The organism is Streptomyces daliensis, from assembly GCF_054782395.1.
Genome location: NZ_BAAGSO010000017.1, coordinates 34,800 through 46,506 on the forward strand (window position 1 = coordinate 34,800; position 11,707 = coordinate 46,506).

At 66.2% G+C, this 11,707-nt stretch carries 8 protein-coding genes and 1 pseudogene; 6 read left to right on the forward strand and 3 right to left on the reverse strand.

The features are described from left to right. Positions 1-90: 90 nt before the first annotated feature. The 6 genes from ACYVOO_RS05045 (at position 91) to tuf (ending at position 9,286) form a co-directional block, all read left to right on the forward strand. A complete protein-coding gene (locus tag ACYVOO_RS05045) occupies positions 91-3,990 on the forward strand; it encodes a DNA-directed RNA polymerase subunit beta' (protein ID WP_453346804.1) in 3,900 nt (1,299 codons plus the stop codon). 112 nt (positions 3,991-4,102) lie between these two features. Further along, a complete protein-coding gene (locus tag ACYVOO_RS05050) occupies positions 4,103-4,600 on the forward strand; it encodes a DUF1707 and DUF4190 domain-containing protein (protein ID WP_461014419.1) in 498 nt (165 codons plus the stop codon). A 273-nt stretch (positions 4,601-4,873) separates the two neighbouring features. Further along, positions 4,874-5,245, forward strand: coding sequence for a 30S ribosomal protein S12 (gene rpsL / locus ACYVOO_RS05055; protein WP_003948652.1), 372 nt, complete (start codon positions 4,874-4,876; stop codon positions 5,243-5,245). A 2-nt stretch (positions 5,246-5,247) separates the two neighbouring features. Then, positions 5,248-5,718, forward strand: coding sequence for a 30S ribosomal protein S7 (gene rpsG / locus ACYVOO_RS05060; RefSeq protein ID WP_453346802.1), 471 nt, complete (start codon positions 5,248-5,250; stop codon positions 5,716-5,718). A gap of 39 nt (positions 5,719-5,757) precedes the next feature. Next, positions 5,758-7,881: an elongation factor G gene (gene fusA, locus ACYVOO_RS05065; RefSeq protein WP_461014420.1), complete on the forward strand. Its 2,124-nt coding sequence runs from the start codon at positions 5,758-5,760 to the stop codon at positions 7,879-7,881. Positions 7,882-8,092: 211 nt separating this feature from the next. Further along, the gene (tuf, locus tag ACYVOO_RS05070) at positions 8,093-9,286 is read left to right on the forward strand and encodes an elongation factor Tu (RefSeq protein WP_453346800.1); all 1,194 of its coding nucleotides are present in this window, start codon (positions 8,093-8,095) and stop codon (positions 9,284-9,286) included. A 142-nt stretch (positions 9,287-9,428) separates the two neighbouring features. Here tuf and ACYVOO_RS05075 read toward each other — a convergent pair whose 3' ends face one another. From ACYVOO_RS05075 to ACYVOO_RS05085, 3 genes and pseudogenes are all read right to left on the reverse strand, one after another. Then, positions 9,429-9,827, reverse strand: coding sequence for a hypothetical protein (locus tag ACYVOO_RS05075; protein ID WP_461014421.1), 399 nt, complete (start codon positions 9,825-9,827; stop codon positions 9,429-9,431). A 332-nt stretch (positions 9,828-10,159) separates the two neighbouring features. After that, positions 10,160-10,327: pseudogene (locus tag ACYVOO_RS05080) on the reverse strand (RHS repeat-associated core domain-containing protein); the annotation flags it as partial. Between the two features lie 269 nt (positions 10,328-10,596). Beyond that, positions 10,597-11,707: replication initiator (locus ACYVOO_RS05085; RefSeq protein ID WP_461014422.1), on the reverse strand; the 1,111-nt coding region annotated here is incomplete at its 5' end.

Sequence of the window (11,707 nt, forward strand, 5' to 3'; positions counted from 1 at the left end):
GGCTTTCCCCGGACCCGTTCAGACCATGATGAAGCGCCCGATTTATCGCTAACGCGAGGGGCACAACCCCGAAAGAGGGATTGACGACAAGTGCTCGACGTCAACTTCTTCGACGAGCTGCGGATCGGCCTCGCCACCGCGGACGACATCCGACAGTGGTCGCACGGTGAGGTCAAGAAGCCGGAGACCATCAACTACCGCACCCTCAAGCCCGAGAAGGACGGACTCTTCTGCGAGAAGATCTTCGGTCCTACCCGGGACTGGGAGTGCTACTGCGGCAAGTACAAGCGTGTCCGTTTCAAGGGCATCATCTGCGAGCGCTGCGGCGTCGAGGTCACGCGCGCCAAGGTGCGCCGTGAGCGGATGGGCCACATCGAACTGGCCGCGCCCGTCACCCACATCTGGTACTTCAAGGGCGTCCCGTCGCGCCTGGGCTACCTGCTCGACCTGGCCCCGAAGGACCTGGAGAAGGTCATCTACTTCGCGGCGTACATGATCACGTACGTCGACGAGGAGCGCCGCACGCGCGACCTGCCCTCCCTGGAGGCGCACGTCGGCGTGGAGCGTCAGCAGATCGAGCAGCGCCGTGACGCCGATCTCGAAGCGCGCGCCAAGAAGCAGGAGAGCGACCTCGCCGAGCTGGAGGCCGAGGGCGCCAAGGCCGACGTGCGCCGCAAGGTGCGCGAGGGCGCCGAGCGCGAGATGAAGCAGATCCGCGACCGCGCCCAGCGCGAGATCGACCGCCTGGACGAGGTCTGGAACCGCTTCAAGAACCTCAAGGTGCAGGACCTGGAGGGCGACGAGCTGCTCTACCGCGAGCTGCGCGACCGCTTCGGGACCTACTTCGACGGTTCCATGGGCGCCGCCGCGCTCCAGAAGCGCCTGGAGACCTTCGACCTCGACGAGGAGGCCGAGCGCCTCCGCGAGATCATCCGCACCGGCAAGGGCCAGAAGAAGACCCGTGCGCTCAAGCGCCTCAAGGTCGTCTCCGCGTTCCTCCAGACCAGCAACAGCCCCAAGGGCATGGTGCTGGACTGCGTGCCGGTGATCCCGCCGGACCTGCGTCCGATGGTGCAGCTCGACGGTGGCCGCTTCGCGACCTCCGACCTGAACGACCTGTACCGCCGTGTGATCAACCGCAACAACCGTCTGAAGCGTCTGCTCGACCTCGGTGCCCCCGAGATCATCGTGAACAACGAGAAGCGGATGCTCCAGGAGGCCGTCGACGCGCTGTTCGACAACGGCCGCCGCGGCCGTCCGGTCACGGGCCCCGGCAATCGTCCCCTGAAGTCCCTCAGCGACATGCTGAAGGGCAAGCAGGGCCGGTTCCGGCAGAACCTGCTCGGTAAGCGTGTCGACTACTCGGCGCGTTCCGTCATCGTCGTCGGCCCGCAGCTCAAGCTGCACCAGTGCGGTCTGCCGAAGGCCATGGCGCTGGAGCTGTTCAAGCCGTTCGTGATGAAGCGACTGGTGGACCTGAACCACGCGCAGAACATCAAGAGCGCCAAGCGCATGGTCGAGCGCGGCCGTACGGTCGTGTACGACGTGCTGGAAGAGGTCATCGCCGAGCACCCGGTTCTGCTGAACCGTGCGCCGACGCTGCACCGCCTCGGCATCCAGGCGTTCGAGCCGCAGCTCGTCGAGGGCAAGGCCATTCAGATCCACCCGCTCGTCTGCACCGCGTTCAACGCGGACTTCGACGGTGACCAGATGGCCGTGCACCTGCCGCTGTCGGCTGAGGCCCAGGCAGAGGCCCGCATCCTGATGCTGTCCTCGAACAACATCCTCAAGCCCGCCGACGGCCGTCCGGTCACCATGCCGACCCAGGACATGGTGCTGGGCCTGTTCTTCCTCACCACCGACGAGGAGCAGCGCAAGACCATCGGCGACGGGCGGTCGTTCAACTCCACGGCCGAAGCGATCATGGCGTTCGACGCCGGGGAGCTGTCGCTCCAGGCGAAGGTCGACATCCGCTTCCCGGTCGGCTCCACCCCGCCCGCCGGCTGGACGCCGCCGGTGCCGGAGGAGGGCGAGCCCGAGTGGCAGCCCGGTGACAGCTTCCGGCTGCGCACCACCCTGGGCCGCGCGCTCTTCAACGAGCTGCTGCCCGAGGAGTACCCGTACGTCGAGTACAGCGTCGGCAAGAAGCAGCTCTCCCAGATCGTCAACGACCTGGCCGAGCGCTACCCGAAGGTCACCGTCGCCGCGGCGCTGGACAACCTGAAGTCGGCCGGTTACTTCTGGGCGACGCGCTCGGGTGTCACCATCGCCATCTCGGACGTCGTCGTCCCGGACGCGAAGCCGGAGATCATCGCCGGTTACGAGGCCCAGGACGAGAAGGTCCAGAAGCAGTACGAGCGCGGTCTGATCACCAAGGACGAGCGCACGCAGGAACTGATCGCGATTTGGACCAAGGCGACCAATGAGGTCTCCGAGGCCATGAACGAGAACTTCCCGAAGACGAACCCGATCTTCATGATGGTCGACTCGGGCGCCCGAGGGAACATGATGCAGATGCGTCAGATCGCGGGTATGCGTGGTCTGGTGTCCAACGCGAAGAACGAGACCATCCCGCGGCCCATCAAGGCGTCGTTCCGTGAGGGTCTCTCCGTGCTGGAGTACTTCATCTCCACGCACGGTGCCCGTAAGGGTCTCGCGGACACCGCGCTGCGTACCGCGGACTCGGGTTACCTGACCCGTCGTCTGGTGGACGTCTCGCAGGACGTGATCATCCGCGAGGAGGACTGCGGCACCGACCGCGGCCTCAAGCTGGCGATCGCCTCCAAGGGCGCCGACGGCGTGCTGCGCAAGGCGGAGGACGCCGAGACCAGCGTGTACGCGCGCTGCCTCGCCGAGGACATCGTCGTCGACGGCAAGGTGCTGGCCCCGGCCGGTACCGACCTGGGCGACGTGCTCATCGACGAGCTGGTCCGGCACGGCGTCGAGACCGTCAAGACGCGGTCCGTCCTCACCTGCGAGTCGGCCGTCGGCACCTGCGCCATGTGCTACGGGCGCTCGCTGGCCACCGGCAAGCTGGTGGACATCGGCGAGGCCGTCGGCATCATCGCGGCCCAGTCCATCGGTGAGCCCGGCACCCAGCTCACGATGCGTACCTTCCACACCGGTGGTGTGGCCGGTGACGACATCACCCAGGGTCTGCCGCGTGTCGTCGAGCTCTTCGAGGCGCGTACGCCCAAGGGCGTCGCGCCGATCTCGGAGTCGGCTGGCCGGGTCCGTATCGAGGAGACCGAAAAGACCAAGAAGCTCGTGGTCACCCCGGACGACGGCTCGGACGAGACGTCGTACGCGGTCTCCAAGCGCGCCCGTCTGCTGGTGGGCGAGGGCGACCACGTCTCCGTCGGCCAGGCGCTGACGGTGGGCGCCACCAACCCGCACGACGTGCTGCGCATCCTCGGGCAGCGCGCGGTGCAGGTGCACCTGGTGGGCGAGGTCCAGAAGGTCTACAACTCGCAGGGTGTGTCGATCCACGACAAGCACATCGAGATCATCATCCGGCAGATGCTGCGCCGTGTGACGATCATCGAGTCGGGCGACGCCGAGCTGCTGCCCGGCGAGCTGGTGGAGCGCACGAAGTTCGAGAGTGAGAACCGTCGGGTCGTGGCGGAGAGCGGCCACCCGGCCTCCGGCCGTCCGCAGCTCATGGGTATCACCAAGGCTTCGCTGGCCACCGAGTCGTGGCTGTCGGCGGCGTCCTTCCAGGAGACGACCAGGGTCCTGACCGACGCGGCGATCAACGCCAAGTCGGACTCCCTGATCGGCCTCAAGGAGAACGTCATCATCGGTAAGCTCATCCCGGCCGGTACGGGCCTGTCCCGCTACCGCAACATCCGGGTCGAGCCCACCGAGGAGGCCAAGGCCGCGATGTACTCGGCCGTCGGTTACGACGACATCGACTACTCGCCCTTCGGCACCGGTTCAGGGCAGGCGGTCCCGCTGGAGGACTACGACTACGGTCCGTACAACGCCTGACGGCCCGGGCGCGTCGCGTAGACGCGCCAGGGTCCGGGTCTGACACAGAGGGCGGTCACCCCTACCGGGGGTGGCCGCCCTCTGTGCAGTATGGGCTGCGGGGGTGGTGCCCATGCTGGCCGGTGACGCGGACAGGGAGCGTGCCGCGGACGTGCTCAAGGCCGCCTACGCGGAGGGGCGTCTCAGGAAGCCCGAATACGACGACCGGGTGGGACGCGTCATGGCCGCCCGGACGCTGGCGGAGCTGCACCAGCTCACCGGCGACGTCCCGCACGGGCCGGGCCCAGGGCCCGTCGGCCCTCCCGTGGCGCATCCCGCGACCGCTCCAGGGCCCTCCTGGGTACCGGGACACGGCCTGGTGCCGCCCGGCTACGGGCCGGGCTACGGGCCGCCGCCGCGCCCTGTGAACGCGGCCTCCACGGGCGCCCTCATCTGCGGGCTGCTGGTCCCGTTCACGTGCGGGGCGAGCGGGGTGCCCGCGGTCATCCTGGGGCACAAGGCGCGGGCCGAGATCCGTCGCTCGGGGGAGCGGGGGGATGGCTCCGCGGTCACGGGGCTCGCGATGGGGTGGCTCGGGTTCGTGCTCCTCTTGCTGGTTCTCGTGCTGTGAGCGGGGAAGACGCCTTCGAGAAGCCGTCGAAGCGGACGGCCCAGATACTTGTTTTGACCGTGGGCGAGGCGGTAGGTAGGCTCTGACCTTGTGCCTGGGGTCTGCCCTGCCCTTCCGTAAGCGCTGAGTCGCACGGTAAGCGGATCTGGCGGACCGAAATCTGCACTCCCCAAAAAACGGTGGACGTTGCGGCCTTCGACACACCCGACCGCGTGGGTCGGGAGTGGCCCAGGTTAGCTTTACCGAGACTGGCACACAGAAACCGGAGAAACGGTGCCTACGATCCAGCAGCTGGTCCGCAAGGGCCGGCAGGACAAGGTCGAGAAGAACAAGACGCCCGCGCTTGAGGGATCGCCCCAGCGTCGCGGCGTCTGCACGCGTGTTTTCACGACCACCCCGAAGAAGCCGAACTCGGCCCTGCGTAAGGTCGCGCGTGTGCGTCTGACCAGCGGGATCGAGGTCACCGCTTACATTCCGGGTGAGGGTCACAACCTCCAGGAGCACTCCATCGTGCTCGTGCGTGGTGGCCGTGTGAAGGACCTGCCGGGTGTTCGCTACAAGATCATCCGCGGCTCCCTCGACACGCAGGGCGTCAAGAACCGCAAGCAGGCTCGCAGCCGCTACGGCGCCAAGAAGGAGAAGTAAGAATGCCTCGTAAGGGCCCCGCCCCGAAGCGACCGATCATCATCGATCCGGTCTACGGTTCTCCTCTGGTGACCTCCCTCATCAACAAGGTGCTGCTGAACGGCAAGCGCTCCACCGCCGAGCGCATCGTCTACGGCGCCATGGAGGGCCTGCGTGAGAAGACCGGCAACGACCCGGTCATCACGCTGAAGCGCGCGCTCGAGAACGTGAAGCCGACCCTCGAGGTCCGCTCGCGTCGTGTCGGTGGCGCCACCTACCAGGTTCCGGTCGAGGTCCGCCCCGGCCGTTCCTCCACGCTCGCGCTGCGCTGGATCGTGGGCTACTCGCGTGCCCGCCGCGAGAAGACCATGACCGAGCGCCTGCTGAACGAGCTGCTCGACGCCTCCAACGGGCTCGGCGCGGCTGTGAAGAAGCGCGAGGACACCCACAAGATGGCCGAGTCCAACAAGGCCTTCGCGCACTACCGCTGGTAGTCGCAGACCCCATCGAGACCGAGAGAAGACTGAAGCCTTATGGCTACCACTTCACTTGACCTGGCCAAGGTCCGCAACATTGGGATCATGGCCCACATCGACGCGGGCAAGACGACGACCACCGAGCGGATCCTCTTCTACACCGGTCGTTCCTACAAGATCGGTGAGGTCCACGACGGCGCTGCCACGATGGACTGGATGGAGCAGGAGCAGGAGCGCGGCATCACGATCACGTCTGCCGCGACGACCACTCACTGGCCGCTCAACGATGTCGACTACACCATCAACATCATCGACACCCCGGGTCACGTCGACTTCACCTCCGAGGTGGAGCGCTCGCTGCGCGTGCTCGACGGTGCCGTGACGGTGTTCGACGGTGTGGCAGGCGTCGAGCCGCAGTCGGAGAACGTCTGGCGGCAGGCGGACCGGTACGGCGTCCCCCGCATCTGCTTCGTCAACAAGCTCGACCGCACCGGCGCCGAGTTCCACCGCTGCGTCGACATGATCAGTGACCGCCTCGGTGCGGTACCGCTGGTCATGCAGCTCCCGATCGGTGCCGAGGCCGACTTCAAGGGCGTCGTCGACCTGGTGTCGATGAAGGCTCTGGTCTGGTCGGCCGAGGCGAAGATGGGCGAGATGTACGACACCGTCGACATCCCGGACACCCACACCGAGGCCGCCGACGAGTGGCGGGGCAAGCTCCTTGAGGCCGTCGCGGAGAACGACGAGGAGATGATGGAGCTGTACCTGGAGGGCCAGGAGCCCACCCAGGAGCAGCTCATCGCGGCGATCCGCCGCATCACCCTCGCCTCCACCGGCGCCGAGGGCACGACCACGGTCACCCCGGTGTTCTGCGGCACGGCGTTCAAGAACAAGGGCGTGCAGCCCCTGCTCGACGCGATCGTCCGGTACCTGCCGTCGCCGCTGGACGTCGAGGACATCCAGGGCCACTCCGTGAAGGACTCCGAGGAGATCATCAAGCGCCGTCCCTCCGAGGACGAGCCGATGTCGGCCCTGGCGTTCAAGATCGCCAGCGACCCGCACCTCGGCAAGCTCACCTTCATCCGGGTCTACTCCGGTGTCCTCCAGACCGGCACTCAGGTGCTCAACTCGGTCAAGGGCAGGAAGGAGCGCATCGGCAAGATCTACCGGATGCACGCGAACAAGCGTGAGGAGATCGAGTCGGTGGGTGCCGGTGACATCGTCGCCGTCATGGGTCTGAAGCAGACCACCACCGGTGAGACCCTCAGCGACGCTGCGAACCCGGTGATCCTGGAGTCGATGGAGTTCCCGACCCCGGTGATCGAGGTCGCCATCGAGCCCAAGTCGAAGGCCGACCAGGAGAAGCTCAGCGTCGCGATCCAGCGGCTGTCCGAGGAGGACCCGACCTTCCAGGTCAAGTCCGACGAGGAGACCGGTCAAACGATCATCGCCGGCATGGGCGAGCTCCAGCTCGACGTGATGGTCGACCGCATGAAGCGCGAGTTCCGGGTCGAGGCCAACATCGGCAAGCCCCAGGTCGCGTACCGCGAGTCGCTGCGCAAGAAGGTCGAGAAGATCGACTACACGCACAAGAAGCAGACCGGTGGTTCCGGCCAGTTCGCGCGCGTGATCATCGATGTCGAGCCGCTTGAGGGCGACGGCTACGAGTTCGAGAACAAGGTCACCGGTGGCCGCATCCCGCGGGAGTACATCCCGTCCGTGGACGCGGGCTGCCAGGAGGCCATGGAGTTCGGTGTGCTGGCGGGGTACCCGCTGACCGGCGTCAAAGTGACGCTGCTCGACGGTGCCTACCACGACGTGGACTCGTCCGAGATGGCCTTCAAGATCGCCGGTTCCATGGCGTTCAAGGAGGCAGCCCGCAAGGCCAGCCCGGCCCTGCTGGAGCCGCTGATGAAGGTCGAGGTCACCACGCCCGAGGAGTACATGGGCGATGTGATCGGCGACCTCAACTCGCGGCGCGGCCAGATCCAGTCCATGGACGACCGCTCGGGCGCCAAGCTCGTGACGGCTCTGGTCCCGCTCTCGGAGATGTTCGGCTACATCGGTGACCTGCGCAGCAAGACCTCCGGTCGCGCCAACTTCTCCATGCAGTTCGACTCCTACGGTGAGGTTCCCAAGAGCGTCGCCGAGGAGATCATCGCGAAGGCCAAGGGCGAGTAACACCTCGTTGCGCACCCTTTAGGCTGGAGCAAAGGCATTCGGGGCGCTCCGCCACGTACCGCACTCCGGTGCGTGGCGGGGCCCCGGCCGCCGGCCATCCAAGCGAACGGGTCAAGGGCGTCCCCCTCGGGGTCCTGGCCAGTTCTAAGAACCCCTGAACCCCTCCGCACGATGTGGAGGGTGTACAGCACCAGTCCACAGGAGGACCCCAGTGGCGAAGGCGAAGTTCGAGCGGACTAAGCCGCACGTCAACATCGGCACCATCGGTCACATCGACCACGGTAAGACGACCCTCACGGCCGCCATTACCAAGGTGCTGCACGACAAGTACCCGGACCTCAACGAGGCGTCGGCGTTCGAGAACATCGACAAGGCGCCCGAAGAGCGCCAGCGCGGTATCACGATCTCCATCGCCCACGTCGAGTACCAGACGGAGAACCGTCACTACGCGCACGTTGACTGCCCGGGTCACGCGGACTACATCAAGAACATGATCACCGGTGCCGCTCAGATGGACGGCGCCATCCTCGTGGTCGCCGCCACCGACGGCCCGATGCCGCAGACCAAGGAGCACGTGCTCCTGGCCCGCCAGGTCGGCGTTCCGTACATCGTGGTCGCCCTGAACAAGGCCGACATGGTGGACGACGAGGAGATCATGGAGCTCGTCGAGCTCGAGGTCCGTGAGCTGCTCTCCGAGTACGAGTTCCCGGGCGACGACGTCCCGGTCGTCAAGGTCTCCGCGCTGAAGGCGCTGGAGGGCGACGCCGAGTGGGCCAACTCGATCGTCGAGCTGATGGACGCCGTCGACGGCGCCATCCCCTCGCCGGAGCGTGACACCGACAAGCCGTTCCTCATGCCGATCGAGGACGTCTTCACGATCACCGGTCGCGGTACGGTCGTCACCGGCCGTATCGAGCGTGGTGTCCTCAAGGTCAACGAGACCGTGGACATCATCGGCATCAAGGAGAACAAGACCACCACCACGGTCACGGGCATCGAGATGTTCCGTAAGCTCCTTGACGAGGGCCAGGCCGGTGAGAACGTCGGTCTGCTGCTCCGCGGCATCAAGCGCGAGGACGTCGAGCGCGGCCAGGTCATCATCAAGCCGGGCTCGGTCACCCCGCACACGGAGTTCGAGGCGCAGGCGTACATCCTGTCGAAGGACGAGGGTGGTCGCCACACCCCGTTCTTCAACAACTACCGCCCGCAGTTCTACTTCCGCACCACGGACGTGACCGGCGTCGTGACCCTCCCCGAGGGCACCGAGATGGTCATGCCGGGCGACAACACCGAGATGAGCGTTCAGCTCATCCAGCCGGTCGCCATGGAGGAGGGCCTCAAGTTCGCCATCCGTGAGGGTGGCCGCACTGTGGGCGCCGGCCAGGTCACCAAGATCGTCAAGTGACCCACCGCGCCTCTGGGCGCTGACGGCTCCGGCTGTCTCGTGAGGGCCCGTACGGCTTCGGCTGTACGGGCCCTTCGCGTGTGCGGGTACCCCGCGTCGGTGACGTAAAGTGTGGAGGGGCTCACTTGAGATTTCCCTGATGTCACCCATCAGGAGCGGAGACAAAGGCCGTAAAGTCATCTCCTGATACCATTGCAATAGTCTTCTCTTCGTAGACGAGCTGAGTTCCGGTGACCTCGCCGATCTCGTTGAATCTTTCGATGACTTCACGGCAGGTGCCCAGAGGCTCTGTGGGATCCAAACCTGGCAGCGGGCGGATGCTCCAATGTTCAGGCGGGTAGCACCATGCTGGTAGCTGCTCGTTGTAGGTCGTGTCGACTTGCATGGTCCAGTCCGTACCGGAACTGAAGAAGAGGGATAGCCCGCCAGGAAGTTCTAGCTTGAGGGCATCCAGTTCGGGCTCCGACCCTTTGCCCGCGCGGTAATATACGCCTCTCGCGGAGAGTGTTGGCTGTTCGTAGATCGGCTCACCTTTTTTCACTCTGCCCCTCCGTCTCTGAGAAACACCTGAACCGCGTTCTTGAACCAGCCCGTGGGGCGGTCCGGCGGGAAGAGGGAGACGAATGTTCCGTCCGGCCTAAGAATAATCTGGTCGCCATCCTTTACGTAGAACCAGTGATCAGGGCCGCCGCCGCCGTTTGGGTGATAGTCGCCTTTTCGGATCTCGTCAGGGGCCCTGTGGATCTCATTTATTCTATCTCTGTACCACATTCTTGCGTTCGCGTCGGAGGGGTCCAGCCCGTAATCTTGCGCGTGTTTTCCCCACTTCTTTCCGAACTTCGCGTCGTCGACGAAAAGCTCGGGTAGATCGTCTGGGTACTCTGGCGCGAGTCCAAAGAAGTCGGTTTGGGCGTGAGGGTTCGCGACATAAGTGACCGGATTCGGCGCCGCCTCCAACCCCAGCGGATCCGGTGAAAGATACCGTGCCGTCTCCGGGTCGTAATGCCGGAAGTAGTTGTAGTGGAGGCCCGTCTCGGGGTCCGGGCACTTTACTAGCCGGGGATAGGGCCTGAGCTGCGGAAACGGCAGTTTTAGCGGCCCTATCCCCACGCATTATTGATTCCTGTTCGTCTCCTGTCTGTGATCGTCCCGTGATGTGTCGGGCGGGGGAAGCAGGTCACGCAGTCGGTTTACGAGGTCCGGCGGGGGACGCCGGATGCCGTCGAGCCAGCTACGGACGAAGGCTTCACGGGTATGGCTGTCGGCGCACGGCTTGGCCTTGCGGGCCGGGGGCGTCACTCCTTGCGTACTCATGCGTCCGCCTCCCAGGAAGCAGCGCCCAGTTCTTCCCGAGCGACCTCACGGTTGATGACAAGGTCCTCGGCAATTCCGGCCGCGAGGAGAGCGGCGCCGGGGGAGTGACCGGAGCCGACGAAGCGCCAAGAGGCTTCGGTAACCGTCTCCGGATCATCCGTCTCCCTTCCTTCGAGGGCGCGCAGGTGCTCCGCACGCTCGGCACGCAGTGCGGCGTACGTGGTGGAGTAACGGCGGGACTTGGTCAGCACGTGTCCCCGGTAGCCGAGCGTGTGAGCCGACGCGCGCAGCCGAAGGTGTGCCAGTTCCGGCAGGCCGCCCAGACGCCAGCAGGTGCCCATCAGGGCCCGTGTGTGACGGCTGACGGCTGACGCGCGGATGTCGGCGTACCGCGTGACCCTGGCATCCAGGCCCGCCCCGGTATCGGCCGCACTCTTCGAGACGTACTTGGCCACGTACGCCGCGACCTTCGCATCTGACAGGTCGTCACCCTCAGCGAAGGAGCGGACGGGCTGGATATCGACCCGCTCTCCCCACGTGCAGCGTTCGGTTCCGTACGCGGCGGATTCCGGCACGGTCACGAAGCTGTGTGCGGCAGCATGGGCCACCGCTTCCGCCAGCAGTTCCCCGCTCGCCCAGGACGGTGCAGGCGAGCCCGGACCCTCCGGGCCATCCAGACGCACGACCGCGTGGAAGTGCACGGCCGCCCGCTGCTGGAACTCGGCCACCTTGGCGAAGGAGACCACCACGTGTTCACCGAGCCGGGAGCGCGGCACCCCACCGGCCGAGGCGAGGTGACGCCGTACCGCAGTGGTGAAGCGGTCCCACAGCCGCCCGGCGTGCGCGTGCCACAGCACATGCCCCGCGAAGTCGTAGCAGGCCCCGCACAACGGCGCACCGGCCAACGGGTCCCCCTCGGCGTGGACCAGGCCGCAGCCCAGCGGCACACCGTGCGCACACACCCCGCCACCCCGGCCCAGGCGGCACGGCCCGCCCTCGGTCACACGGTGGACACGACCGAAGGACGGGGCGGTCAGGGTGACGAACAGCCGGGGCCGCTCACGCACCGACTCCGGCACGCTCTTGCCCCCGGACAGGCCCGCCCGC

Excerpts from the sequence above, each read along its gene's own strand:
- fusA (WP_461014420.1), top strand. The coding sequence starts at position 5,758 with ATGGCTACCACTTCACTTGACCTGGCCAAGGTCCGCAACATTGGGATC.
- rpsG (WP_453346802.1), top strand. The coding sequence starts at position 5,248 with ATGCCTCGTAAGGGCCCCGCCCCGAAGCGACCGATCATCATCGATCCG.
- ACYVOO_RS05050 (WP_461014419.1), top strand. The coding sequence starts at position 4,103 with ATGCTGGCCGGTGACGCGGACAGGGAGCGTGCCGCGGACGTGCTCAAG.